The sequence below is a fragment of the Microbacterium sp. ZW T6_19 genome (assembly GCF_044987465.1).
GTDB lineage: Bacteria > Actinomycetota > Actinomycetes > Actinomycetales > Microbacteriaceae > Microbacterium > Microbacterium natoriense_A.
This window is the reverse complement of sequence record NZ_JBJDRH010000004.1, coordinates 93,022-117,306: the sequence shown is the minus strand read 5'-3', so window position 1 is coordinate 117,306 and position 24,285 is coordinate 93,022. Positions and strand designations below refer to the sequence as shown.

The 24,285-nt window shown below is 68.6% G+C and carries 21 protein-coding genes and 1 tRNA gene; 11 read left to right on the top strand and 11 right to left on the bottom strand.

The annotated features are described in order from the left end of the window. Positions 1 to 11 precede the first annotated feature (11 nt). The 3 genes from ACI3KT_RS07580 to ACI3KT_RS07570 all read right to left on the bottom strand — a co-directional run bounded on the left by ACI3KT_RS07580 (position 12) and on the right by ACI3KT_RS07570 (position 3,157). The gene (locus ACI3KT_RS07580) at positions 12 to 467 is read right to left on the bottom strand and encodes a MarR family winged helix-turn-helix transcriptional regulator (protein ID WP_292906419.1); all 456 of its coding nucleotides are present in this window, start codon (positions 465 to 467) and stop codon (positions 12 to 14) included. Between the two features lies 1 nt (position 468). Next, positions 469 to 2,127, bottom strand: a complete 1,659-nt coding sequence (locus ACI3KT_RS07575; RefSeq protein WP_292906421.1) for a DHA2 family efflux MFS transporter permease subunit — start codon at positions 2,125 to 2,127, stop codon at positions 469 to 471. Positions 2,128 to 2,206: 79 nt separating this feature from the next. Further along, positions 2,207 to 3,157 carry a DMT family transporter gene (locus tag ACI3KT_RS07570; RefSeq protein WP_404903697.1) on the bottom strand — a complete coding sequence of 317 codons (951 nt, stop codon included), beginning with the start codon at positions 3,155 to 3,157 and terminating at the stop codon, positions 2,207 to 2,209. A gap of 121 nt (positions 3,158 to 3,278) precedes the next feature. Between ACI3KT_RS07570 and ACI3KT_RS07565 the strand changes: the two genes are divergently transcribed. Further along, positions 3,279 to 3,602 (top strand): hypothetical protein, encoded by a 324-nt coding sequence (locus tag ACI3KT_RS07565; protein WP_404903428.1) that lies wholly within the window; start codon positions 3,279 to 3,281, stop codon positions 3,600 to 3,602. Between the two features lie 67 nt (positions 3,603 to 3,669). Here ACI3KT_RS07565 and ACI3KT_RS07560 read toward each other — a convergent pair whose 3' ends face one another. Then, on the bottom strand, positions 3,670 to 5,598 hold the full coding sequence (locus tag ACI3KT_RS07560; RefSeq protein ID WP_404903426.1) for an LPXTG cell wall anchor domain-containing protein: 1,929 nt from the start codon (positions 5,596 to 5,598) through the stop codon (positions 3,670 to 3,672). A 240-nt stretch (positions 5,599 to 5,838) separates the two neighbouring features. Here ACI3KT_RS07560 and ACI3KT_RS07555 point away from each other — a divergent pair, with 240 nt between their 5' ends. The 8 genes from ACI3KT_RS07555 to ACI3KT_RS07520 all read left to right on the top strand — a co-directional run bounded on the left by ACI3KT_RS07555 (position 5,839) and on the right by ACI3KT_RS07520 (position 13,742). After that, entirely contained in the window at positions 5,839 to 6,492 is a 654-nt protein-coding gene (locus ACI3KT_RS07555; protein ID WP_404903424.1) for an SOS response-associated peptidase family protein, read from the top strand. A 2-nt stretch (positions 6,493 to 6,494) separates the two neighbouring features. Further along, a complete protein-coding gene (locus ACI3KT_RS07550; protein ID WP_404903423.1) occupies positions 6,495 to 6,878 on the top strand; it encodes an MmcQ/YjbR family DNA-binding protein in 384 nt (127 codons plus the stop codon). A gap of 103 nt (positions 6,879 to 6,981) precedes the next feature. After that, the gene (locus ACI3KT_RS07545) at positions 6,982 to 7,692 is read left to right on the top strand and encodes a helix-turn-helix transcriptional regulator (RefSeq protein WP_404903421.1); all 711 of its coding nucleotides are present in this window, start codon (positions 6,982 to 6,984) and stop codon (positions 7,690 to 7,692) included. Positions 7,693 to 8,194: 502 nt separating this feature from the next. Then, complete coding sequence (locus ACI3KT_RS07540) at positions 8,195 to 9,988, top strand: sigma-70 family RNA polymerase sigma factor (RefSeq protein ID WP_404903419.1); 1,794 nt, start codon at positions 8,195 to 8,197, stop codon at positions 9,986 to 9,988. A gap of 93 nt (positions 9,989 to 10,081) precedes the next feature. Further along, on the top strand, positions 10,082 to 10,993 hold the full coding sequence (locus ACI3KT_RS07535) for an ABC transporter ATP-binding protein (protein WP_292906435.1): 912 nt from the start codon (positions 10,082 to 10,084) through the stop codon (positions 10,991 to 10,993). Further along, complete coding sequence (locus ACI3KT_RS07530) at positions 10,990 to 11,799, top strand: ABC transporter permease (RefSeq protein WP_292906437.1); 810 nt, start codon at positions 10,990 to 10,992, stop codon at positions 11,797 to 11,799. The genes ACI3KT_RS07535 and ACI3KT_RS07530 overlap by 4 nt, the downstream gene beginning before the upstream one ends. Before the next feature lie 9 nt (positions 11,800 to 11,808). Beyond that, positions 11,809 to 13,068, top strand: coding sequence for a sensor histidine kinase (locus ACI3KT_RS07525; protein WP_307298342.1), 1,260 nt, complete (start codon positions 11,809 to 11,811; stop codon positions 13,066 to 13,068). Then, positions 13,065 to 13,742 carry a response regulator gene (locus tag ACI3KT_RS07520; protein ID WP_404903418.1) on the top strand — a complete coding sequence of 226 codons (678 nt, stop codon included), beginning with the start codon at positions 13,065 to 13,067 and terminating at the stop codon, positions 13,740 to 13,742. The genes ACI3KT_RS07525 and ACI3KT_RS07520 overlap by 4 nt, the downstream gene beginning before the upstream one ends. Here the strand turns inward: ACI3KT_RS07520 and ACI3KT_RS07515 are convergent. The 3 genes from ACI3KT_RS07515 to ACI3KT_RS07505 form a co-directional block, all read right to left on the bottom strand. Then, positions 13,739 to 14,692 carry an aldo/keto reductase gene (locus tag ACI3KT_RS07515; protein ID WP_404903416.1) on the bottom strand — a complete coding sequence of 318 codons (954 nt, stop codon included), beginning with the start codon at positions 14,690 to 14,692 and terminating at the stop codon, positions 13,739 to 13,741. The genes ACI3KT_RS07520 and ACI3KT_RS07515 overlap by 4 nt on opposite strands. A 65-nt stretch (positions 14,693 to 14,757) precedes the next feature. Beyond that, positions 14,758 to 14,833 (bottom strand) — tRNA-Thr (locus ACI3KT_RS07510). Between the two features lie 51 nt (positions 14,834 to 14,884). Further along, positions 14,885 to 15,835, bottom strand: coding sequence for a thioredoxin domain-containing protein (locus ACI3KT_RS07505; protein WP_307298348.1), 951 nt, complete (start codon positions 15,833 to 15,835; stop codon positions 14,885 to 14,887). A 246-nt stretch (positions 15,836 to 16,081) separates the two neighbouring features. Here ACI3KT_RS07505 and ACI3KT_RS07500 point away from each other — a divergent pair, with 246 nt between their 5' ends. Both ACI3KT_RS07500 and ACI3KT_RS07495 read left to right on the top strand, forming a co-directional pair. Further along, positions 16,082 to 17,188 carry an ABC transporter ATP-binding protein gene (locus ACI3KT_RS07500; RefSeq protein WP_292906447.1) on the top strand — a complete coding sequence of 369 codons (1,107 nt, stop codon included), beginning with the start codon at positions 16,082 to 16,084 and terminating at the stop codon, positions 17,186 to 17,188. An 86-nt stretch (positions 17,189 to 17,274) separates the two neighbouring features. After that, the gene (locus ACI3KT_RS07495) at positions 17,275 to 18,579 is read left to right on the top strand and encodes a DUF4032 domain-containing protein (RefSeq protein WP_292906449.1); all 1,305 of its coding nucleotides are present in this window, start codon (positions 17,275 to 17,277) and stop codon (positions 18,577 to 18,579) included. Positions 18,580 to 18,646: 67 nt separating this feature from the next. Here ACI3KT_RS07495 and ACI3KT_RS07490 read toward each other — a convergent pair whose 3' ends face one another. The 4 genes from ACI3KT_RS07490 to cysS form a co-directional block, all read right to left on the bottom strand. Then, on the bottom strand, positions 18,647 to 20,884 hold the full coding sequence (locus ACI3KT_RS07490) for a VaFE repeat-containing surface-anchored protein (protein WP_404903415.1): 2,238 nt from the start codon (positions 20,882 to 20,884) through the stop codon (positions 18,647 to 18,649). Between the two features lie 250 nt (positions 20,885 to 21,134). Beyond that, positions 21,135 to 21,776 carry an NAD(P)-dependent oxidoreductase gene (locus ACI3KT_RS07485; RefSeq protein ID WP_404903414.1) on the bottom strand — a complete coding sequence of 214 codons (642 nt, stop codon included), beginning with the start codon at positions 21,774 to 21,776 and terminating at the stop codon, positions 21,135 to 21,137. Between the two features lie 11 nt (positions 21,777 to 21,787). After that, positions 21,788 to 22,795 (bottom strand): 23S rRNA (guanosine(2251)-2'-O)-methyltransferase RlmB, encoded by a 1,008-nt coding sequence (rlmB, locus tag ACI3KT_RS07480; RefSeq protein ID WP_292910803.1) that lies wholly within the window; start codon positions 22,793 to 22,795, stop codon positions 21,788 to 21,790. Beyond that, positions 22,788 to 24,227, bottom strand: coding sequence for a cysteine--tRNA ligase (gene cysS / locus ACI3KT_RS07475; protein ID WP_404903413.1), 1,440 nt, complete (start codon positions 24,225 to 24,227; stop codon positions 22,788 to 22,790). Before cysS ends, rlmB begins: the two co-directional genes overlap by 8 nt. Positions 24,228 to 24,285 lie beyond the last annotated feature (58 nt).

Genomic DNA, 24,285 nt, shown 5'->3' with positions numbered 1-24,285 from the left:
AGCGCGTCGCCTCAGGCCTCGGCCAGAAGGCGGAACACCTTCGACGCCGTCCTGATCTCGTCGGCGGTCAGCTCGCCGATCACGGCGCGCAGGCGCAGGGCGTATTCGCCCCGCACCTGCGCGAGCACGGCTCGCGCCTTCGGCGTCACCGTGAGCACCCGCAGGCGGCCGTCGCGATCATCCGGGCGCGACTCCAGAAGGCCGTGGCACTCCAGCATCCGCACCTGACGACTGATGACCGACTTGTCCATCTCGAAACGCTCGGCCAGCTCGTGCGCGCTCGACGCCCCTGCACCGTCGAGGAAGGTCAGCAGCTTGTAGCCGGCCACCTGCAGCTCGGGGTCGACTCGGGCGGCGGAGTCCTTCCACAGCAGCCGGGCCTTCGCGAAGATCAGGTTCAGCTGGCCCTGGAAATCCGCCAGGGCCGCATCGACGTCCGACGGCATCGCGAGTTCCGAAGTGGACATGTCAGCGCCGCGAGGACCCGGCGCCGATGACGCCGATGGTGCCGGTCGAGGCTCCCATCTCGGCCTCCGCGACCTCGATCGCCGACTCCTCCGCCTGCTCCAGCAGCTGCTCGGCGGCGTTCTTGGTCGACAACGGCTTGTTCTTGATGAACGCGATCGCGATGATCGCGATCAGCGCGAGCGGGATCGCGATGATGAACGCGTCGGCGATGCCGTGGCCGTACGCCCCCTCGACGATCGCGCGGATCGTGTGCGGCAGCTCGCCGACCTTCGGCACGTCGCCCGAGGCGAGATGCTTCAGAGCGCCGATCTCTTCGGGTGTCGTCGGCGTGAAGCCGGCGAGCGCGTCGGTGATGTAGTTCGCCACGCTCGTCGAGAGGGTCGCCCCCATGACGGTCACGCCGATGGTGCCGGCGATCGTGCGGAAGAAGTTGACGTTCGACGAGGCGGCACCCAGCTGCTGCGGAGCGGTGTCGTTCTGCACGATGAGCGTGAGGTTCTGCATCACCATGCCGAGGCCGGCTCCGAGGATGAACATGAACGTGGCGACAAGCGGGAACGGGGTGTCGTAGCGCAGCGTCGCCATCAGAGAGACGCCGACGGTGGTCAGCACGGAGCCTGTGAGCATCCATCCCTTCCACTTGCCGAAGCGGCTGACGAGCTGGCCGATGATGATCGACGCACCCATCTGCCCGATGATCATCGGAATGGTCATGAGGCCGGACTCGGTGGGCGTGGCGCCACGGGCCAGCTGGAAGTACTGCGCGAGGAACACCGAGGTCGCGAACATCGAGACGCCGATGGCGATCGAGGCGATGACCGACAGGGTGAAGGTGCGGTTGCGGAACAGCGACATCGGCACGATCGGTTCCTTGACGAAGAACTCGACGGTGATGAAGGCGGCGATCGCGACGCCCGCGGTGACGGCGAGCATGATGCTCGTCGAGGAGTCCCAGTCGAACTGGCTGCCGCCCATCGACACCCAGATGAGCAGGGTCGAGACGCCGACCGCGAGCAGCACGATGCCGAAGTAGTCGATCGACACCTTGGTGTCGCGCTGTGGCTTGGGCAGGTGCAGGGTGAACTGCAGCAGCACGAGGGCGAGGATCGCGAAGGGCACGCCGACGAAGAAGTTGGAGCGCCAGCCCCAGACGTCGGTGAGGAGTCCGCCGAGCAGCGGGCCGCCGATCGTGCCGAGGGCCATGATGCCGCCGACGACGCCCATGTACTTGCCGCGCTCGCGGGGCGAGATGATGAGGGCGACCGCGATCATGACGAGCGACATGAGTCCACCGACGCCGATGCCCTGGATCACACGGACGGCGATCAGCATGTTGGTGTCGGTCGAGAAGCCGGCTATCACCGTGCCGACGGTGAAGATGACGAGCGAGAGCTGCACGAGGATCTTGCGGTCGACGAGGTCGGCGAGCTTGCCCCAGATCGGGGTGGAGACGGCGGTCGCCAGCAGGCTCGCGGTGATGACCCAGGTGTACTGGGACTGGGTGCCGCCGAGGTCGGCGATGATGACGGGCATCGAGGTCGACACGACGGTGCCCGAGAGCACCGCGACGAACATTCCGACGATGAGGCCGGAGATCGCCGTGAAGACCTCGCGCGCCGAGCGCGCGGTCTCGAGGGGCGTGGAAGAAGTGGTGGTCACAGTGGAAGACTCCTGCGTAAATAGTTGATCTCCATCAACCATACGCCATTAGTTGCAATAAGGCAACTATCGATGCAGGTCAACCATTCTCGCGGCGGCCTCGCCGCCACGGAACCGCCACGACGACCGAGAGCACCGCGACGGCGATCATCGCGATCAGCTGCCACAGCTGCGGGCCCGCTTCGGCAGGCCAGAGCAGATCGATCAGGACGGATGCCGTGAGCTGACCGAGCACCGACCCCAGCCCCATCAGCAGCACCCCGGTGTGCGCCACGATGAAGGCGCCGAGGAGGATGTATGCGAAGCCGAGGAGACCTCCGAGATACAGCCAGGGCTCGGGAGGCGGTGGCTGCGCCGGCCCTCGGAGCACGACGCTCACCCCTGCGGCGACCGCTAGTGCGATCACTCCGCCGACGAAGCTCATCAGCGTGGCCGCCATCGGCGACTGCACCCTCTGGGCGAGCCGCCCGTTGGCCGCCGCCTGCCAGGCGATGCCGACCCCGGCAGCGAACGGCAGCAGCAGCATCCACAGCGGCGCAGAGGCGAGCACGTCGCCGGAGAGCGAGATCGCGACCGCCGCGAGGGCGAAGACTCCCCCGAGCACACGTCCGACCGTCACGGCGACGACACCCGCAGGGCCGACGCCCAGCCGATCGAGCACCAGGCCGTGCAGAGTCTGACCCGCCACGACTCCCACCGTGAACAGCGACACCCCGAGCACTCCGGCAGTGATCCCCTGCGTGGAGACGGTGAGCGCGCCGCACGTTCCGCCCAGGAGCATCCAGAACGGGATCGTCCCTCCGCGCACTCCTCGCCACAGCCGCGCAGCACCCTGCCTCGCCGAGGGGATGCACGGGATGACCACGATCAGGATCAGAAGTCCCACCGCGAAGGATATGAAGCCCGCCACGATCCCGTTGCCGACCTCGACGCCGAGGACGCCGTTCACGCGCGCCTGCACGGCCGTCATGACCCCGATCGCCACCGCGCCGCCGAGCGCGACGGGGGCGGGCAGCGGGCGCTTCTCGATCACCTCTCGACCCTAGCCGAGCGGCTGTCCACGGCCAGGACCCCGAACCGAGGAGCTTCTGGTCGCCCAGGGGGCGCAGGTCGTGTTCGCAGGTGCCACGCCCCGGCAGCACACGGACTGGATGCAGACCGTCGACCAGACCGGATGGCCGCACGCGATGGTGATCGCCGTGCTGTCGGAACGAGCGATATCCGAAGCCCTGGCAGTGATCGGCGCACTGCGTTCCGCGGGCGTGCGGGTACTGGCGGTCACCCAACCAGGCTCGCGGACGATCGCGCGTGCGCTGGGCATCGCGGACGCAGCGGCCCGTATCGGCATCCGTCACAACGCAGCCCGGAAGTACCTCGCTCGGATCAGGGACAAATACACTGCGGCTGGTTACCAGGCTCGGACGAAGCTCGAACTCGCCCGCCTCGCGTACGACGAAGGCTTCCTCATCCGCTGACTCCGGCTCCTGACGCGACGAAGGCTCTCACCCCAGGGGTGAGAGCCTTCGTCGTGTCAGCCTCGGATCAGCTCATCCGACGGCGGGCGATGATGAGCACTGCCGCACCCGTGAGCAGAGCAGCCGCGCCGGATAGCACCCAGACGCTGTTCAGCTCGCCACCCGTGCTCGCCAGGCCGGTGGCCACGACGGGCTTGACCGTCGGCACCTGGGCTGCGGCGTCAGCACTCTCGACTGCGGCCCCACCAGGGGTCACCGCCGAGGCGGACGCCGTGTTGGTGATCGCGTCGCCGGTGAGGTCTTCCGCGAGCACGGTGTAGACCGTGGTGCAGGTGACGCTCGCGCCCGGACTCACGGGTTCGGCCGGGCAGGTCGGGTCGGCCAGGTCGCCCTTGCCGCTGAAGGATCCCTCATCGATCGCGATCTCACGGAGATCGATGTTGCCCGTGTTGGTCACGACGAAAGAGTAGGTGACCTTCTGACCGACCTGCGTCGCCTTGACGAGGTCGGCCGTCTTCACCAATGAGAGAGACGGGGCTGCGGGATCGACCGTCGCGCTGGCCTCATCATCGGTGTCGTCCGTCGCACGGTCGGAGATCGTCACGGTGTTGGTCACGGGTTCGCTCCCGGCCACGACGACGTCGTACACGAAGGTCGCGCTCGCCCCCGCGGAAAGACCCACAGGGCGCTCGCCCAGCTCCTCGCCGAGGTCGACGAGATCGTAGGCCTCGATGTCGCCCGTGATCGCCTCGCCGACAGCGGGCTCGCTCGCGCCCAGCCCGTCGACCGAGACCAGGGTTCCGCCCACGACGAGCTCGTCCGACAGAGAGACGGTGTCGCCCACGGCCATGTCGTCAGGGCCGTTGTTGGTGACGGTCACCGAGTAGCGCACGATCGCGCCGTCTTCGAAGACGGGTGCGCCCACGACGCTCTTCGAGACTGCAAGGTCGTAGTCGCACATCACCCAGTCGAATTCGACGAATGCGGCGAGCGCAGCACCGCTCTCGGCGTCACGGTTCTTGTCCAGACCGAGGGCGCTGATCAGTGCGTCGTCGGCAGAGTAGCTGGCGCCACCGCCGCCACCACCGCCGACGAAGTAGCCGGTCGTGGCGTTGCCGACCTCGCCGTCGGTCGCAGCGCCGCCGCCACCGCCGAAGTACCCGCCACCGCCGGCTCCGCCGGCGTCGGCGAAGTTGTCTGGACCGCCGTTGCCGCCCAGCAGGGAGGATCCGGCGAAACCGTTCCAGTCGAACCCGGGCAGTTCCGCGTCGGTCTGGCTGCGCGGGTTCGTTCCCGCCGCGCCCCCGACGGTCGAGCCGCCCTGCCCTCCGCCGGGCGCGGTCTGGACATCCTCGAGCACGCCTTCGTCCTGCCCGTTCTGGCCGTTTCCTCCGGCATAGACGAATCCGCCGTCGAGCGCGACCCCGCCGCCGAGGGCGAATCCACCGTCGCCACCGCTGCCGAAGTCTGCGGTGTGACCACCACCGGTGCCGCCGCCACCGCCGGCGAGGAGCAGCAGCTCACCACCGAGGCTGACCTCGCTGTATCCGCCACCGCCTGCACCGCGGTGGGTGCCGGTGCCGCCGACGCCGCCGCCAGGCAGGCCCGCCGCACCTCCGTTCGCACCGGCGCCGCCCACCGCGCCGGTGAGCGTCTGCCCCGCCTGCACGGCGAGCCTCGCGCTGAAGAGCGCTCCGGAGCCGTTCGGGCCACGAAGATCGCCCGGATCCCCCTCGGGATCCGGCTCCGTGTCTCCGGCGGAGACCGCGCTGCCACCCGGTGCTCCCGCGACGCGCACGTCGACGGAGCACACGCCGTCGGGCACGACCTGCGTGAAGGCCCCAGCGCGCGTGATCGTGGTGGGTTCGGCATCCGCTGCAGGCGCCGCCTGGGCGGCCATCGGAACCAGGGCCGGGACGATCAGCATCGCCATCGCGCCGCTGAGCAGGAGCGGTGTCCGGGCTCGATTGGTGGTTCTCGGATTCAGGTCTGACATTCTTCTCCCTCTTGGTGCACGCGCGCACCAGCGCCATCTGCCTGGGGAAGGCGGTGACGACGCGCTGGGGTCGCGCTCACAATCGCATGTGGCTCGAGCGCGGCCTTGCTGGAGTCACCGCCGCACTCGTCTCATTTGTATGGGCTGAGACCCCCGCCGCTGCGGGTCGCGGCGAAGATGACCCCCGTGAGGAGGTCATCTTCACGCGACGCGTCACTTGACCCGGGCTAATCTGTCTGCATGTGCGCGAGCTACGGACTGGATCCCCGGTTCACCGACGACGAGCTCCTGGCCGAGGCCGATGAGGCCCTGCTGGAAGGTCTGCGAGAGTGGGCCGCGGCCAACGCCGGCGAGACGCTGCGACCCACAGGCAAGAACCTGCGCAACCTCAGCCCCATCGTCGTCGACGACGGCGGGGAGGCGACGCTCGAGCCGGCGTGGTGGGGCTTCCTCGTGAACGGGGAACCGGCGAAGTTCCCGTCGATCAACACCCGTTCGGAGCGACTGCAGGAGCGGCCGGGCGCGCTGAAGTCACGAGCGCTGGTCCCGGCGACCGGGTGGTACGAGTTGAAGAAGCCCGAACGGGTGTGGCACGAGTTCGGGCTCGACACCTCAGCCCTTTTCGGCATGGCCGCTGTGACCCAGCGGGGCCGGACGCCCGACGGCCAGTGGTTCACCTGCTACTCGATCGTCATGCGTCCGGCCCCGGCCCACCTGGCAGAGGTCCACGATCGGATGCCGGTGCTCATCCCGACCGCCTTCGCTCGCGATTGGCTGAGCGCGCAGGGCGACCGCGAGCTCATCGACGAGGCGCTGCTGGCCGCGGCCTCCCTCGACGACCGAGTGGTCACGGTGCCCCGCGCGGATGACAAGGGCGCCGAGCGGCTGTTCTGAGGATGGATGCCGCAGATCTGATCTCCCTCGCCGCGGAGCGCGCCGACGAGCTCCCGGGAGCGACACGGGACAATCCCTTCGGCCCCGAGTGGGACGTCTACAAAGTGCGCGGGCGCGTGTTCCTGCTCATCCCGCTCGACGGCACGGGTCGCGTGACCCTCAAGTCCCACCCCGATGATGCGACCGCGCTGCGGGAGGCCTTCGCCGACATCGCGCCGGGGTACCACATGAACAAGAAGCACTGGATCACCCTGACGCCCGGCCCGACGCTCGAGACGGAGCTGGTGGCCGAGCTCGTGACCGAGTCGTATCTTCTCGTCGTCGAGAAGCTGCCTCGGGCCGTGCGCCCGGTCGATCCGGAACTCTTCGGGCGCCCTCCATCCTGATCGGACGGAGGTCGGACACGACCCCCGCGTCACTTTTCGCCTCCGAGATGCACTTCGTCTATGACGGAGCTCCTGATGCCTCCGAGAACAGTGGAGGTGCGCGATGCGGAAAGACCGTGTCGATGTGCGGCGAGTGCGCCGCGCAGCAGTCGTCGAGGAGTTCGTCATGCAGCGCTCGCGAACGGTGCAGCTGCTGCGGGACGAGGTCGGCCTCGATGTGGTGCACGTCGGCGGATCGCTGCGGCCGTTCGTGGCGTGGTTGCAGCGCACGGACCGGACACGCTGGCCGCACCTGCTGATCCTCGATCTGCCTGCCGATGCGGAAGCGCTCCGACAGGTCGGGGTGATCAGCGCACTGCGCGACGCCGGCATGCGGGTTCTCATCCTCTCGTCGTTGCGCTCCCGGCACACCGCCCGGCACGTGATCTCCATCGGCATCGACGGCATCGTGTCGACGACCGACAGCGAGGAGATGTTCGTGTCGGCGGCGGAGAGCGCGCTTGCAGGCAGGCTAACGATCACGGCGCGCGCACAGACCGCCATCCATGGGCCTGCCGATGCTCCGCAGCTCAGCAGACAGGAGGAACGCGCACTCGCTCTGTACGCCAGCGGACTGTCGATAGCCGACGTCGCCGATCGCATCGGAGTCAAGCAGGACACGGCGCGAAAGTACCTGCAGCGCGTCCGGACGAAGTTCACCGTCGCCGGCCGTCCCGCTCGCACCAAGCTCGACCTCGCCAGGATCGCGTGGGCCGACGGCTACATCATCTCCGAGACGGAACGGTCGAGTCGAGCCGCGGCAGGAGACCGCTGACAGCAGTCGGGTTCCTTCTTGACCCCCGGCGGGGGTCAAGAAGGAAGAACCCTCGATCGAATCGATCGAGGGTTCCTGTCCGTCGCGCGGCGCGGTCCCCGGCCCCGAGGGGAGGTGGTGCCGGGGACGGCGTCTCACCGGGCGAGATCGTCGCGGGAGAGGCGCTCCTCGGAGTCGATCGCTCCGCTGCGACCCGTTCAGATTGGCGGGTGGACCGTGCGAACGGTGAGAAATCCGCAGTTCTGACCCCCAAATGGGGCCAGAACCCGACTGTGCGTCACGGACTCCCGCCGCGCCGCCGACGCCGATCGCGATCGCTCTGCACCGCGTCGCTTCAGACACAGGTCGCACCCGTCGGTGCCGGAGTCCGCGCGAAGGGGGCGTCGCCTCTCGAGCCGCCTCCCCGCGCGCATGGCCCAGGACGAGGGGCGCCTCCGAAGGCGAGTCCTCTACCTCGCGTCTATCATTGGCTGTGTATACCGGTATGGGGGGCTCGATTCGCGTGGAGGATCCTCGAAGCGACGCCGAGCTGCTCCGCGAACTTCGCGACGGACAGCGCGAGGCGTACGTCATCCTGTGGGAGCGTCACATCGGCGCGGCTCTGCGCTACTCTCGCCGGCTGCTCCCCTCTCGTGCCGAGGATCTCGCCTCGGAGTCGTTCCTCGCGATCTATCAGCAGGTGACGACGAACGGCGGCGGACCCGACTTCGCGTTCCGGTCGTATCTCAAGGCTGTGATCCGCAACACTGCGATCCGCTGGCGCAAGGAGGCCAGCCGATTCGACGACACGGTGGAGGCGGATACGGTCGACTTCCGCGATGCGCTGAGCCTGGTCGAGCGGGAGTCGAACGCCAACGAACTGCTCGGAGCTTTCCAGGACCTCCCTGAACGCTGGCAGAAGGTGCTCTGGCTGTCCGAAGTCGCAGACGTCGCACGCCCGCAGATCGCCCGCGAACTCGGCATCAGGCCGAACGCCGTATCCGCGCTGCACCGCAGGGCGCGCACGGGCCTGAAGGTGCAGTGGTTGACCCGGCAGGTGCCGGTCCCCCTGCGCGAGGACGAGTCCCATGCCGCGCGTCTCCTCCCCCGGTACCTGTCGGTCCCCGACGATCTGGACGTCAACGTCGAGGTCACGACGCATCTGGAGAACTGCATGATGTGCAGCGATCTTCTCCTCGTCCTCCGTACCGACGCACGGCGTCTGCAAGGCGTCACGCTGTCCGCGGTCGGCTTCGGCGCACTGGGCGTCGCTCTTCCTGCCACCAGCGCACTCGCACCGGGAACGGCCGTGGCCGCAGGTGCACTCCTCACCGGCGCCGGAGCAGGCATCGCGAGTCTGCTCGCGGGCGGCGTCGGCGTCCTGGCAGTCGGCGGGATCCTGCTCGGCTCCTTCCTCGTGCACCCGGGCGAGGCCGACGGGGCACCGCTCACCGATGCGAGGAGCAGTGTCGCGACGGCCTCACCCGCCCCCGGTGGGCCATCCACCGGCCAGACGGGTGCGACCTCGCCACCCTCGACGACCGCTCCGGCGCAGCCGGATCCACCCCGACTCGGGCGATGGAACTCCGATCCCGGCATCGAGTCGGTGGACCTCGTCGATGATCCGGACGCGTTTCCGGGCTACCCGACGCGGCCTCAACCTGTGACACAGCCGGTGGCCGATCCGGGCGATGATCCGGATGCCCCGCTGACTCCCGGTGTGACGACTCCGGCGGCGTCCGCCGGCTACATCGCCCCCGCGATCGCGGGCACCGCGACACCGGGATCTGCCGTCGCCGTCGAGCTGAACGGCCGACGTTACACGCCCGCCGTCGGCGACGACGGCAGCTGGTCCTTCGATCCGCGTGGTCTCGAGCTGCCGGCGGGAACCTACGACTATCAGGTGTGGGCGGATGACGGGACGACGCAGTCCACGGCCACCATCGGCTCGTTCACGATCGAGTCGCCGGCCGTCAAGGGATTCGAGGACATCACCGGCAACTGGGACATGCAGGTGACGGAGGCGAGCACGACCGGACTCGTCATCGACGTCACAGGTCCGGCGAACGGCACGATCTCTGTGTCGTCGATGACGGGCCACACGGCGGTCATCACTCTGGACTCAGCCGGACACGCGGTCAAGCGGCTGCGGATGAACTCCCGTGGCTGGTACTGGTTCTACTTCCGAGCCCTCGATGCGGACGGGTACTGGGGACCCGCCTACGAACATCCTCTCGACGTCTACGACCCCGAGATCATCTTCGATCCGTGGGGACCGTCGCCAGAAGAGATGATCTTCGAGTTCGTCGACCCGTAGACCCGCAGTCCGCCGATCGGGGGATGCCGGAGCACCCGAGATGGGTACCTGAGGAGGACGCGCCCGGCGGATGCCCACGCCTAGCGTGGAGGCATGATCACAGCTGAAGGCCTCACGAAGCGATTCGGAGACAAGACCGCCGTCCAGGACGTGTCGTTCACCGTCAAGCCCGGAAGCGTCACGGGCTTCCTCGGACCCAACGGCGCCGGCAAGTCCACGACCATGCGCATGATCGTCGGCCTCGACCGCCCGACCTCGGGTCGTGCGACCGTCGGCGGTCGCGAGTACCGCAGACTCCGCGCCCCGCTGACCGAAGTCGGCGTGCTGCTCGACGCCAAAGCCGTGCACACCGGTCGCACCGCCCGCAACCATCTGCGGGCGATGGCGGCCACGCACGGCATCCCCGCGTCCCGCGTCGACGAGGTGATCGACCTGGCAGGCATCGGCCCCGTCGCCCGCAAACGCGCCGGCAAGTTCTCACTGGGCATGGGGCAGCGACTCGGCATCGCCTCCGCCCTGCTCGGCGACCCGCACACCCTGATCCTCGACGAGCCGGTCAACGGCCTCGACCCCGAGGGAGTCCGGTGGGTGCGCCAGTTCGTACGGCACGCGGCTTCCGAAGGACGCACTGTGCTGCTGTCGAGCCACCTGATGAGCGAGATGGCGCAGACCGCCGACCACGTCATCGTGATGGGACGCGGCCAGGTCCTCGCCGATGCGCCTCTCGAAGAGCTCGTGCGCGCCTGGACAGTCAACACGGTGCGCGTGCGGACGCCGCGCGCTGCCGATCTGGCAGCGGCGGTGGGCGGCCCGGCCGTCGAGATCGTGAGCACCGCCCCCGATCTGCTCGACATCGTCGGCCTTCCGGCCGCGCGCATCGGAGACCTCGCCGCCGAGCGCGGCATCCCCCTGCACGAGCTGACCCCGACCACCGGCTCGCTCGAAGACGCCTACCTCGCACTCACCGGCGATTCCGTCGAGTACCGCACCAAGGAGATCTCATGACCATCCAGGCCCCTCCCCTCACCCGACCGCGAGTCGACACGGGTCACCGACCCTCCTTCCCGCGTGCACTGCACGGCGAGTGGATCAAGCTCGCCACGCTGCGGTCGACCTGGTGGTCGATCGGCATCGTCGCCGTGCTCACCATCGGGATCGCCGTGCTGATCGCTCAGGCGGTCGAACAGCCGGGCTTCGATCCGATCCAGGCCGTCGTCATGCCGATCCAGTTCACGATGCTGCTCGCGGGCATCCTCGGCGCCATCTCCGTCACCGGCGAGTACTCGACCGGGATGATCCGCTCCACTCTCGCTGCGAATCCAGTACGTGGGTCGGTCCTCGCGGCCAAGGCCGTCGTCATCGCCCTGTTCATGTTCGTGTCGTCCCTGGTGATCTTCTTCGCGGCGGCTCTCGCCGTCACGGCGGTCGTCGCATCGCGTGACCAGAGCATCGACTGGTCCGAGCCGTCGGCGTCCGTCCTCCCTGTCGTCGTGTCGTCCTTGGCGATGGCAGTGTTCGCGCTGATCGGAGTGGCGTTCGGTTTCATCCTCCGCTCGGGCGCGGGGGCGATCGCCGCCACCGTCGGCCTGCTGTTCGTGCTGCCGATCGTGGCGAACTTCTTCATGCTGGCCGGAGAATCCTGGGCCTGGGTCACGGACGCCGCCGGCTACCTGCCGGTGGCGGCAGCACAGAGTGCGATCCTCACCGAGAATGCCGCTCTGGACACGCCTGTCGCCTACCTGACGCTGGGCGCCTGGGTGATCGCGGGAATGCTCGGCGCCTGGGCCGTGCTGCGCACGCGTGACGCGTAGAGTCGCTCCGTGAGCAAGCCGCGCAGCCGCAGCGCCGTCGCCCTCGAGGACGACGGTCTGCGGCTGCCGCGTCCCCCCGGGGTGTTCCGGAGGTTCTGGGCCCGGCATCCGCTGTTCGGCGACATCCTGATCGCTCTCTTCTGCCTCGTCCTGTCGCTGACGCCGGTGCGGGCCGGCGAGCACGATCTCCCCGAGCCGACCGCGATCCTGCTGGCGGTCCTCGTCCCGATCTCCGTCGTCGCCGCTTGCGGAACCCTGCTGCTGCGCCGACGGCATCCGCTCGTCCCGTTCGTCGCTGCTTTCCTCGCCGAGGCGTTCTTCCTCTTCCTCGGGGCGCCCGGCGGCACGCCCATGGTGACGGTGGCGGCATACTCTCTCGCCGTGTACGCCTCGAGCCGCGCCGCATGGCTGGGGCTCGGAATAGGCCTGGGCGCCCTCGCAGCTCTGTCGGCAGCGCTCATGGCGGTCGGGACGATCACTCTTCAGATGGCCGCGAACGGTCTCATCGGCAATCTCGTGGTCGGGCTGATCGGCGTGCTGATCGGCATCAACGTGGGCGGACGCAAGCGCTACCTGGCCGCGCTCATCGACCGATCCCGGCAACTGCTCATCGAGCGCGATCAGCAGGCGCAGCTGGCCGCCGCCGCGGAGCGCGCCCGGATCGCCAGAGAGATGCACGACATCGTCTCGCATTCGCTCACCGTGATCGTCGCGCTCTCAGAGGGTGCGGCGGCGACGTCGGATGCTGCCCGGGCCCGCGAGGCCGCGACCGCCGCTGCCGCCACCGCCCGCTCGGCCCTCGGAGAGATGCGATCGATGCTCGGCGTGCTCCGCGACGACGGCGCCCCCCTCCCCCTGTCGCCGATGTCGGCGCCGACGCCGCACGACACCGTGATGAACGCCCAGCGGGCCGGTTTCCCGGTCAGCCTCTCGAGCACCGGGGGAACGACGTTCGGCCCCGGCGTCGAGCACGCCGTCGCGCGCATCGTTCAGGAGGGAGTGACGAACGCGATCCGGCACGCGCCCGCCGCGACCGCGATCGCCGTGCGGCTCGAGCGGTCCGCACGCGGAGTCGTCGTCGAGATCGTGAACGACGGAGTCGGCGATGCGAGCGGCCCGTCGGGCTTCGGCCTCAAGGGGCTCGCCGAGCGCGTCGCGCACGTGAACGGCGACATCGAATACGGGCGCACGGAGGTCTCGCGGTGGCGGCTGCGCGCGACGATCCCCGGTGGCGAGCCCGGCGTGGAGCAGGAACTGGAGCAGTCATGACAGAACAGATCAGGATCCTTCTCGTCGACGATCAGGAGCTCATCCGGCTCGGGTTCCGCATGGTCCTCGAAGCCGAAAGCGATCTGGTGGTCATCGGCGAGGCGAGCGATGGTCACGCGGCGATCGCACAGGCCGGAGCCTTGCAGCCCGATCTCGTCCTGATGGACATCCGGATGCCGGGGCTCGACGGCATCGCCGCGACAGAGGCGATCGTGCGCGAGCATCCGGGAACGCGGGTGCTCGTGCTCACCACCTTCGATCTCGACGAGTACGCGTTCGGCGCGATCCGCGCGGGGGCGAGCGGGTTCCTGCTCAAAGACGCGCAGCGCCACGAGATGATCTCCGCGGTGCGCGCCGTGCATCGCGGAGATGCCGCGCTGTCACCGCGGATCACCAGGATGCTGCTCGACCACGTGTCATCGCGGCTGCACACGCCGGCACCCGAAGGCGCCGAACTGATCGAGACGCTCACCGACCGCGAGCACGACGTGTTCCTCGCGATCGCACGAGGACTCAGCAACGCCGAGATCGGCGAGACGTTGTTCGTGTCCGAATCGACAGTCAAGACGCACGTAAGCCGCGTGCTCGCCAAGCTCGGTGCGCGCGACCGCATTCACGCCGTCATCCTCGCGCACCGGCTCGGCTACGGCGACGACTCGCCGGCGGGCGCCTAGCCTCGAGCGGGAGTCCACTCCGAGACGCGGTCGAGCGCGGCGATCTCATCGGCTGTGAGCTCGAGACGCGCTCCGGCGAGCAGATCGGGCACCTGGTCCACTGTGCGCGCGCTGGCGATCGGGGCGACGACCGTCGGCTGCGCACGGAGCCAGGCCAGCGAGGTCGCGGCGATCGATGCGCCGTGCGCTGCGCCGATCTCCTCGAGCGAATCGATGATCCGCAGGCCCGCCTCGGTCGCGTACTTGGCGGCACCGGTGGCGCGCGGAGACGACTGATCGGCCGCATCCGTGGAGCGGTACTTGCCCGTCAGGAAGCCGCTCGCGAGCGAGTAGTAGGGAACGAGTCCGAGACCGAACTCCTCGGCCACGGGGATGATCGTCTCCTCCACGTCGTTGCGGTGCACGAGGTTGTAGTGCGGCTGCACAGCGACCGGGCGTGCGACGCCCAGACGGTCCGCGATCTCCACCCACTCGCGGATGCGGTCGGCGCTGTAGTTCGACACGGCGACGTGGCGAACCAGGCCGTCGGCCACCAGCTGCCCGAAGGCGGCGACGGTCTCCTCGAGCGGAACGGTCTCGTCATCGAAGTGCGCGTAGTAGAGGTCGATGGCGTCGACTCCGAGTCGTGCGAGCGATGCCTCGGCCGCCGCGCGCACGTTCGATGCCGAGAGACCCCTGAAGTCGGGGTGCTGACTCACCTTCGTCGCGACGACGACGTTCTTCGGCGTGCGCGAAGCGAGCCACTCGCCGATGATCGTCTCGCTCTCGCCACCGTGGTTTCCGGGCACCCACGCGCTGTAGGCGTCGGCGGTGTCGATGAAGTCGCCGCCTCCGGCGACGAACGCGTCGAGTACGGCGAAGGAAGCATCGCGGTCGGCCGTCCAGCCGAACACGTTGCCGCCGAGAGAGAGCGGGAAGACGTCGAGATCACTGTTTCCGATGCGGGTCATGCTCGGGACAACGTGCGGATGGTCCCGCTGCATTCCCCGGATGACGCCGTATTGCGGATCCGTCGTGGAGCCGACTACGGGATTCGAACCCGTGACATCCTGTTTACAAGACAGGTGCTCTACCAGCTGAGCTAAGTCGGCGGATGCCACCAGCATAGCGATGGTGGCGGGGCGCCCTGAAACCCGCTCCGACTACTGCGCGGGAGTCTCGGTCGGCGTGGGAGTGGGAGTGGGCGTCGCCTCGTAGTACGCGTCGCTGGCGACCGTGAGCACGAACTGCGAGAACTCGGTGGCGTCGTCGAGCGCACCCACGTACTGCTCGCCGTTCACGACCACCATCGGCGCCGACGTCAGAACGAGCTCATCCGATCCGACCAGCGGTCCGGCGAGTGCGCGGTTGGTGGCTTCCTTCGCCCAGGCGACGTAGTCCTGATCCTCGATGCACGACTTCACGTCCTTGGCGTTGCTCACGCCGACCGCTACTGCGGCATTCGCGAGGTCGGCATCACTGCGTCCGTCGCTGTTGATCTCCGGCTGGTCGTCGAGCAGATCGTGATTGAAGGCGTAGAACTGATCAGGCGAGTGCGTCGCGACGCACGCGGCCGCAGCTGCGGCGCGGAGCGAATACTTCGTGCCGTTGGAGCTCGCCGTGAGAAGCGCGACCGGGTGGTACGTGACGGTCGCCGCGCCCTCGGTGATCCAGTTCACCAGCTGGCGTGCGTTCGCGCGCTCGAAAGTGCCCGCGTCGGGCGACAGGTAGTCCACGTAGATGTGGATGTCGACGGCGTTCCCCGTCGCGGTGGGCTCAGGCGTCGCCGTCGGCTCGGTGGCGGCGTCTGTGGGCTCGGCGCTGGGCGTCGCGGGAACCTCGTCGGACGACGCGGTCGCCGAGATGTCGGAGATGAGGATGCCGTCGCCATCCATCCCGCTCGGGGAGAGCTGCGGCTTGGTCACCTGCGCCGACACCGCAAGGGTCACCGCCGTGCCGATCGCACCGACGGCGACGATCGCCACCGCTCCGATGATGATCCGTCGCATCAGACGCGCCCTCGACTGCTGGGCGTGCACCTGCTGTGCCTTCTCCCGCACGGCCTCGCGCGAATTGCGAGGGGTGGGGACGTTCGGCGTCTCGTCGCTCGACATCGTTCCTCTTGCCGTCTCACGGGGGCAGGGTGGCCCCGGACGCCGCTCGACGCGGCGAACGCCGCGAAACGCGGCCGGGTTCGATGCTAGCCAGACAGTCTGAGAAATACCCAGGTGCGACGTTTACCGATCGGCGTCTGCTCTGCCATACTGAACCCGACCCAATGATGGGTCACGGCGGGTGCTCCCCGCCGCTCTATCACTACGGATCGTCCGGCACGTACCTGCCGGTGAAGGAGAAACACAATGGCATCTGTCACTTTCGATGACGCCACCCGCCTGTATCCCGGCGGCACCCGTCCCGCCGTGGACAAGCTGAACCTCGAGGTCGCGGACGGCGAGTTCCTCGTCCTCGTCGGCCCCTCCGGTTGCGGTAAGTCCACGTCGCTGCGCATGCTCGCAGGTCTCGAAGAGGTCAACGCCGGCCGCATCCTCATCGGCGACCGCGACGTCACCGACGTGCCCCCGAAGGACCGCGACATCGCGATGGTGTTCCAGAACTACGCGCTGTACCCGCACATGACCGTCGCCGAGAACATGGGCTTCGCCCTCAAGATCGCCGGCGTCGGCAAGGAAGAGCGCGCCACCCGCGTTCTCGAGGCCGCCAAGCTCCTCGACCTCGAGGAGTACCTGACCCGCAAGCCGAAGGCGCTCTCGGGCGGCCAGCGTCAGCGTGTCGCCATGGGCCGCGCGATCGTGCGTCAGCCGCAGGTGTTCCTCATGGACGAGCCGCTGTCGAACCTCGACGCCAAGCTCCGCGTCCAGACCCGTACGCAGATCGCATCGCTGCAGCGTCGCCTGGGCGTCACCACCGTGTACGTCACGCATGACCAGACCGAGGCGCTCACCATGGGCGACCGCATCGCGGTCCTCAAGGACGGCCTGCTCCAGCAGGTCGGATCGCCGCGCGACCTGTACGAGAAGCCGAACAACGTCTTCGTCGCAGGCTTCATCGGCTCGCCGGCCATGAACCTGTTCGCCGCAGACCTCGCCGACGGCGGCGTGAAGTTCGGCACCGAGATCGTCGCGCTCGACCGCGACACCGTGGGCCGCGCGAACGGCTCGCAGGTCACGGTGGGTGTTCGCCCTGAGGACATCACCGTCGGCCCCGCCGACGGCAAGGGCCTCTCGGTCGTGGTCGATCTGGTCGAGGAGCTCGGCGCCGACGGCTACCTGTACGGCCACACGGAGATCAACGGCAAGCGCGCCGACCTCGTCGCACGCGTCGACGGTCGCAGCCACCCGAACGCGGGCGAGACCGTCACCCTGGCGGCGAACGCGGGCCACGTGCACGCCTTCGACATCGAGTCGGGCGAGCGCCTGAACGACAAGCCGGTGGTCTCGGCTTCCTGAGTTCTGCAGCATCGCGGCGCGGGTCGACCTTTCTGGTCGTCCCGCGCCGCGTCGTTTCCCCCGGCATCCATCACTTCAGGAGAACCATGCAGGACGCACTCCGCATCACCGCCAGCACGGTCGACCCTGGTCTGCTGACGCTGCCCTGGTCGACGACTCTCGCGAAGTGGCCGTCCGAGCAGATCGTGTCGCTGCCGAAGGGTCTCTCCCGGCATCTCGTGCGCTTCGCCGACCTCTCGGGTCGGGTGGTGGCGGTCAAGGAGACGACGGACGAGATGGCCAAGCGCGAATACGACATGCTCGGAAACCTCGCCCGCCTCGCCGTCCCCTGCGTCGATCGGGTCGCGGTGATCGCCGGACGGACGGATGCCGCGGGCGATCCTCTTCCCGCTGCTCTCGTGACCTCGCATCTGCGCTTCTCTATGCCGTACCGCGCTCTGTTCACGCGCGTCCTCCGCCCCGACACCGCCACGCGTCTCGTCGATGCGCTGGCTCTCCTGCTCGTTCGTCTGCACAACGTCGGCTTCTACTGGGGCGACGTGTCGCTGTCGAACACGCTCTTCCGTCGAGACGCCGGCGCCTTCGCGGCCTATCTCGTCGACGCCGAGACCGGCGAGCTGCACGAGGAGGGGCTCACCGACGGACAGCGCGCATACGACCTCGACCTCGCACGAACGAACATCGCCGGCGAAGTCATGGATCTCGCCGCAGGCGGCAGGCTCGAGCGCGGCGTCGATGCGATCGCGATCGCCGACGGCATCGTCTCCTCCTACCGCTCCCTGTGGGCCGAGCTCACCGCGCAGGAGTCGTTCTCGGCCGCGGAGACCTGGCGTATCACCGAGCGGGTCGAAAGGCTGAACGCTCTCGGGTTCGACATCGACGAGATGTCCATGTCGACCACGTCCGACGGCACCGTGGTCGAGATCCAGCCGAAGGTGGTCGACGCGGGTCATCATCAGCGCCGGCTGATCCGGCTGACGGGCCTCGACGTCGAGGAGAACCAGGCCCGTCGTCTGCTGAACGACCTCGACGAGTTCCGCGCTCGCTCCACCAAGCAGTGGGCCGACGAGGAGATGTACGCGCACGAATGGCTCACGCGCGTCTTCGAGCCCGTGGTGCGGGCGATCCCCTACGACTTGCGCGCCAAGCTCGAGCCCGCCGAGGTCTTCCACCAGGTGCTGGAGCACCGCTGGTACCTGTCGCAGAATCAGGGGCGGTCCGTGCCGCTCGCCGAGGTGCTCACCAGTTACATCAACGAGGTGCTCCGGCACCGCCGCGACGAGGCCACGATCATGGGGCCTCCCACCGAGACCATGAGCCTTCCCGTGATCACGGGCGTGACCCCCGTGGCGGATGACGACGAGGATGTCGACTGGCGCGACCTCGTCTGAGCGGGCGTACGACGACCGAGAAGGGCCGGCCGAGATCCCTCGCGGCCGGCCCTTCCCCGTCAGTCGATCAGAGCTCGCTGTGCGCCCTTCGGCGTCTGATGAGGAACATCGCCCCGAGCAGCACGGCAGTCACCGCTACGGCGGTCAATCCCACCGGGAGCGCGCTGCCGGTGCTTGCCAGGCCAGTCACGGTCGGAGCGGTCCCGGCCGGCTGCTTTTCGACCGCGACGGTCTGCGCCGCGTCGTCGATGTCCTTGTGCTCGGCCACCGGAGTGCCAGATGCCGTCGAACCCGTGTAGAGCGTCTCGAACGCGACGAGGGACTCGCCCGCATAGCCGCTCGGCACGGTGAACCTGACCGCGATGCTGCCACTCGTCGAGGTCGGAGTGAAGGACGCCGTCGCCGTGATACCGGTGGCGGAGCCGTCGGACTTGCGCATGAGCTCGCCCGACACGGTGTACTCGATTCCGGGGGTCAGCCCGGTGTAGGCGATCGTGTCGATCACCGTGCCGCCGTTCCAGGCCAGGGTGTGATCTTGGTCGGCGCTGTCGAGCAGGGTGGTGCCGATCGCCGGCATGACCGGCTGCTCCTCCAGCGTGACCGTCTGGTTCACGTCGTCGATGTCCTTATGCTCGGCCACCGGAGTGCCCGTCGCCGTATCACCCGCATACAGCGTCTCGAACGCGACGAGGGCTTCACCGGCGTACCCGGTCGGAACCGTGAATGTCACCTCGACCGTGCCACTCGACGAGGTCGGCGTGAACGTGGTCTGACCCGTGATGCCCGTGGCGGTGCCATCGGACTTCCTCATCAGCTCACCGGCGACCGTGTACTCCTGAGCAACCGTCAGGCCCGAGTACGCGATCGTGTCGACCAGCGACCCACCGTTCCATGTGAGGACGTGATCCTCATCAGCGGCGTCGACGAGGGTCGTGCCGATCGTCGGAACAAGCAGCACTTCCTCCACCGTGACCGTCTGGTTCACGTCATCGATGTCTTTGTGCTCCGCAACAGGCGTGCCCGTCGCAGTGCCACCGGAGTACAGCGTCTCGAACGCGACCAGGGCTTCACCGGCGTACCCCGTGGGAACCGTGAACGTCACCTCGACCGTGCCGTCGGATGCGGTCGGCGTGAAGGTCGTCGAACCCGTGATGCCCGTGGCAGAACCATCCGACTGCACCATCAGCTCACCGGCGACCGTGTACTCCTGCCCAACCGTCAGGCCCGAGTACGCGATCGTGTCGACCAAGCTGCCACCGTTCCAGACCAACGTGTGATCGTCATCCGCGGCGTCGACCAGCGTCGTCCCGATCGACGGCGCAGCGGCGACGACCCACGTCCCCGTCGCGCTGGCAGCCGTGGTCGCGTTCTCCGCCGTGACGAGGATCAGCGACTGGCGGTGCGACCCGGGCGTCGCTGTCGCGCTGCCCTCCTCAGGCGTCGAGATGACGAGCCCGGTGCCTGAGGCGCCGTTCGCGGTGGCGGTGACCGTGGCAGACCCGGCCGTTGTGGAGTCGCGCAGATCCAGGTAGACCTGCTGGCCGTTCACGACGGCCGCAGGGTCGATCGCGCCGCCCGCCGCGTCCGTGAAGGCATGCATCGGGTTCGACGACAGCGTGACCGTCGCCTGGTTCGTCGACACTGTGAAGGGTCCCACGAGGGAGCCGGCCGCTCCTGACACGGCGGGAGCGCTGACCGACACCTCGACGTCGGTGGTCGCCGGCGGCGCCGTCGCGGTGTCGGCGTTCGCTCCGTTCACCAGGTACCAGTACACCGCCGCGGAGGCGGGCGTCTCGAATGCCCAGTTGGCGTCGAACGTCAGGTCCGTGTAGCGCCAGACGGCGTACTGCGCGCCTTCGATCGCGTCGTTCGCGGCGAGGCCCGTCGCGCCGGCCGCAACCGCGAGGTCGGCGAGGCTCACGGCCGGATACGCGTGGGTGATCACCCAGTGCACCTTCGCCTGGATCACGGGATCCGTGAAGTGGTTCGAGCCGAGGTAGCTGGCGTAGTCGCCCGCGACCGCGACCGCGTCCGGACGGACGCTGATGTCGTGCTCGATGCAGTAGGACCACAGGTCGGGCGTCCCGGGGTTCGCCGTGTCGGCGGGAACAGGCGAGTAGACCGGATGGATGCTCGTGCCGGGGTAGCCCACCCCCGGGCCGACCCACACCGCGTCACCGGGCTCGACGGTCGCCGCGGCGGCCGGAGCCGTGAGTGCGGCGGGAACGATGGCGGCGGCGGCGAGCAGGAGCGCGGCCGCAGCCCGCCCCATCCGCCTCGCGCGCGGCGGTTCGATCCTCTTCATTGTCAGTTCAGCCCTTCTCCCGTGTGCGCAGGCTCACGCCGCGCTCCCCCAGAAGACTCCCCGTTTCAACGGAGTCCCCTCTGGTTCTCAGTCTGGAAGCGCGCGAGATGACTCGGCAGAAGCGCTCGATTCTCGACCTCTCTCAGGGGTCAAACCGCTCCTGGTGCGTAATGAACGCGGCACGGGCCGGATACGTGAAAGGCCTGACCCGGCTCCACCCTCGGGAGTCGGGTCAGGCCTTGGATCGTGATCAGTACCCGACCGTGAACCGCTCGCGATGGTGGTTGCCCTGCTCGATCTCATCGACCACGGCGACCGCGAAGTCTGCGCCGGAGATGTACGACTTGCCCTCGGCGTCGCGGACGAGCACGTCGCCGCCGTCGCGGTAATGCCCGGTGCGCTCGCCCTCGGCCCACGGACCGAACACCTCGGCGGGGTGCACGAAGAACCAGTCGAGGCCGGCATCCGTCGCCTCGAGCATCGCGAGCGAATCGATGCCGACCTGCGCCTCGTGCTTGTACTCCTCGGGGAAGCCCTGGTCGAACAGGCGAGGCCCTCCGGCGGCGACGAGGCTTCCGCCGGCACCGCCCACCACGCCGAGACGCGTGGAGGTGCCGCTGAGCAGTTCTGCGACGTCGGTCACCGCTTCGAGGGCTCTGTCCGTCATGTCGCCCCGCGGCGAGAGCGCCGAGACGACCGCATCCGCGCCGGTCAGCGTGTCCGCGAGCGGAGTGAGGTCGAGGGCCGAACCCTGCACGTACTCCGCCCCGATGACCTGGTCGGACGGGAGCGAGCGAGACACGGCGACGACCTCGTGCCCGCGGCTCACCGCCTCGGCGACGATGTGACGACCGGCATAGCCGGTCCCTCCGAGAACGACGATGCGGGTCATGACGTGCCTTCCTACTTCTTTGCGTTGCGGACGGTGGAGACCTGATACAGCGCGACCGAGGTGGCGATGCCGGCGTTGAGCGACTCGGTCGCCGCAGAGATCGGGATCGACACGATCTGATCGCAGGTCTCGGCGACGAGACGCGAGAGTCCCTTGCCCTCGGAACCCGTGACGATCACGACAGGACGATCGGCGAGCTGCAGCTCGGGCAGGAGCACATCGCCGTCGCCGTCGAGCCCCAGGACGAAAACGCCCTGCTTCTTGAACTCCTTGAGCTGCGTGGTGAGGTTCACGGCCAGCGCCACCGGAACCCGCGCTGCTGCGCCGGCACTGGTCTTCCACGCTGCCGAGTTCACGCCCGCCGAACGACGCTGCGGCAGGATGATCCCGTGTCCGCCGAAGGCGGCCGTCGAGCGGATGATCGCACCGAGATTGCGGGGGTCCGTGATGCCGTCGAGTGCGACGAACAGAGGCACCTGGCCCTTGTCGATGACCGCTTCGAGCAGGTCCTGCGGGTGCGCGTACTCGTACGGCGGCACCTTGATGGCTACGCCCTGGTGCACGCCGTCGAACCCGGCCATGCGGTCGAGTTCCTGACGGGTGACCTCGAGCACGGGGATGCCGCGGTGCGTCGCGATCGCGAGCATCTCCTTGGTGCGGTCGTCCATCTCCACGCGCTGAGCGATGTAGAACGCGGTTGCGGGGATCTTCGCGCGAAGCGCCTCGAGCACCGAGTTTCGGCCCGTGACGATCTCGGTGTCCGTGGTGTTGTCTTTCGCCCGAGCCGAGCGGTTCGGGTTGCCGCCCGAGTTCCGCTGCTGACCCGGCCTGCCCTTGCCGCCGGCGGCGGCGAAGCGCTCGGCTGCGGCCTTGCGCTTGCCGGCCGGGTGCCAGGCGCGGTCCTCCGCCTTCGGAGTCGGTCCGCGTCCCTCGAGCGCCTTGCGTCCGAGTCCACCGGTGCCCTTGCTGGGCCCCTTCTTCTTGCCCTTGCCCGCTGAGGGGTTGCCTGGCTTAGCCATCGATACTCCAATGAGTTCCGGCCGGAGTGTCCTCCAGCGTGATTCCTGCGGCGGCGATCGCGTCACGGATGCGATCCGCCGCCGCCCAGTCCTTGTCAGCGCGCGCCTGCGCACGCTGGGTGATCATCGTCTGCACGAGAGCGTCGAGAGCGGATGCCGCAGCCCCCTCGTTCTCGGCTCCCCCTGGCCCATCGTCCAGGCCGAGCACGCCGACCATCGCGCGTACTTCATACAGCGCCCGCTCGGCGGCCGCATCGTCTCCGTCGTCGATCGCCTGGTTGCCGCTTCGGACGCGGTCGTGCAGCACGGCGAGGGCCTGCGGCACTCCGAGGTCGTCATCCATCGCGCGACCGAACTCCTCGGGGAGCAGGGGGATGTACTCCCACTCCCCCGCGGGCGCCTCGAACCGGGCGCGCCGATCCTCGTTCCGCTCGGAGGCTCGTTCCGCGCGCTCGAAGAAGGTCCGGATGCGGCCCAGTGCGGCCTCCGCCTCCGCCCACGACGACTCGGTGAGGTCGAGGCTCGAACGGTAGTGCGCGGCAGCGAGCGCGTAACGCACGACCTGCGGATCGTGCGCCTTCAGCACGTCTGCGGCGAGGGTGAAGTTGCCGATCGATTTCGACATCTTCTGCCCGCCGACGGTGACCAACCCGTTGTGCACCCAGTACTGCGCGAAGCCGTCGCCGGCCGCGCTCGACTGGGCGAGCTCGTTCTCGTGGTGCGGGAAACGCAGGTCGAGACCCCCGCCGTGGATGTCGAACTCCGCACCGAGGTAGCGCTTGGCCATCGCCGAGCACTCGATGTGCCAACCCGGGCGGCCCGTGCCCCACGGCGAGCGCCAGGCGGCGTCGGCCGGCTCATCCGCCTTGGCACCCTTCCAGAGAGCGAAGTCCTGCGGGTTGCGCTTGGCACGGGGATCGGCGTCTTCCGCCGGTTCCATCGCATCGATGGACTGGTGCGTCAGCGAGCCGTACTCCGGCCATGAACGCACGTCGAAGTACACGTCGCCCGAGCCGTCCGACGCGGGATAGGCATGGCCGCGCTCGATGAGCGTCGCGATGATCTCCTGCATCTGCGGCACCGAGGCGGTTGCCCGCGGCTCATAGGTCGGCGGAAGGATGCCCACGGCGGCATATGCCGCCGTGAACTCCTGCTCGATCCGGTAGGCCAGCGCCCACCATGGTTCGGCGGGGGTCGCGTTCGCCAGGGTCTTGTCGTCGATGTCCGTGACGTTGCGCACGAATGTGACGCGTCCGTACCGCAGAGCGAGCCAGCGCCGGAGAAGATCGAAGCTCAGCGCCGCCCGCACGTGGCCGATATGCGGGCCGGACTGCACGGTGGGTCCGCACACGTACATCGTGATGTTCTCGGGGTCGAGAGGCACGAAGTCGCGCAGGGTCGCAGCGCGGGTGTCGTAGAGGCGGAGCGTCACTGCTCAAGACTACCGGGCGACCGCCCGCGAAGCCTGGGCACGCCGCTTTGCTACGCAC

What these genes read in the sequence shown, in the direction of transcription:
- ACI3KT_RS07580 (WP_292906419.1), bottom strand. Translation starts at nt 467, where the DNA reads ATGTCCACTTCGGAACTCGCGATGCCGTCGGACGTCGATGCGGCCCTG.
- ACI3KT_RS07565 (WP_404903428.1), top strand. Translation starts at nt 3,279, where the DNA reads ATGCAGACCGTCGACCAGACCGGATGGCCGCACGCGATGGTGATCGCC.
- ACI3KT_RS07560 (WP_404903426.1), bottom strand. Translation starts at nt 5,598, where the DNA reads ATGTCAGACCTGAATCCGAGAACCACCAATCGAGCCCGGACACCGCTC.
- ACI3KT_RS07555 (WP_404903424.1), top strand. Translation starts at nt 5,839, where the DNA reads ATGTGCGCGAGCTACGGACTGGATCCCCGGTTCACCGACGACGAGCTC.
- ACI3KT_RS07550 (WP_404903423.1), top strand. Translation starts at nt 6,495, where the DNA reads ATGGATGCCGCAGATCTGATCTCCCTCGCCGCGGAGCGCGCCGACGAG.
- ACI3KT_RS07545 (WP_404903421.1), top strand. Translation starts at nt 6,982, where the DNA reads ATGCGGAAAGACCGTGTCGATGTGCGGCGAGTGCGCCGCGCAGCAGTC.
- ACI3KT_RS07535 (WP_292906435.1), top strand. Translation starts at nt 10,082, where the DNA reads ATGATCACAGCTGAAGGCCTCACGAAGCGATTCGGAGACAAGACCGCC.
- ACI3KT_RS07530 (WP_292906437.1), top strand. Translation starts at nt 10,990, where the DNA reads ATGACCATCCAGGCCCCTCCCCTCACCCGACCGCGAGTCGACACGGGT.
- ACI3KT_RS07520 (WP_404903418.1), top strand. Translation starts at nt 13,065, where the DNA reads ATGACAGAACAGATCAGGATCCTTCTCGTCGACGATCAGGAGCTCATC.
- ACI3KT_RS07515 (WP_404903416.1), bottom strand. Translation starts at nt 14,692, where the DNA reads ATGACCCGCATCGGAAACAGTGATCTCGACGTCTTCCCGCTCTCTCTC.
- ACI3KT_RS07505 (WP_307298348.1), bottom strand. Translation starts at nt 15,835, where the DNA reads ATGTCGAGCGACGAGACGCCGAACGTCCCCACCCCTCGCAATTCGCGC.
- ACI3KT_RS07500 (WP_292906447.1), top strand. Translation starts at nt 16,082, where the DNA reads ATGGCATCTGTCACTTTCGATGACGCCACCCGCCTGTATCCCGGCGGC.
- ACI3KT_RS07495 (WP_292906449.1), top strand. Translation starts at nt 17,275, where the DNA reads ATGCAGGACGCACTCCGCATCACCGCCAGCACGGTCGACCCTGGTCTG.
- ACI3KT_RS07490 (WP_404903415.1), bottom strand. Translation starts at nt 20,884, where the DNA reads ATGAAGAGGATCGAACCGCCGCGCGCGAGGCGGATGGGGCGGGCTGCG.
- ACI3KT_RS07485 (WP_404903414.1), bottom strand. Translation starts at nt 21,776, where the DNA reads ATGACCCGCATCGTCGTTCTCGGAGGGACCGGCTATGCCGGTCGTCAC.
- rlmB (WP_292910803.1), bottom strand. Translation starts at nt 22,795, where the DNA reads ATGGCTAAGCCAGGCAACCCCTCAGCGGGCAAGGGCAAGAAGAAGGGG.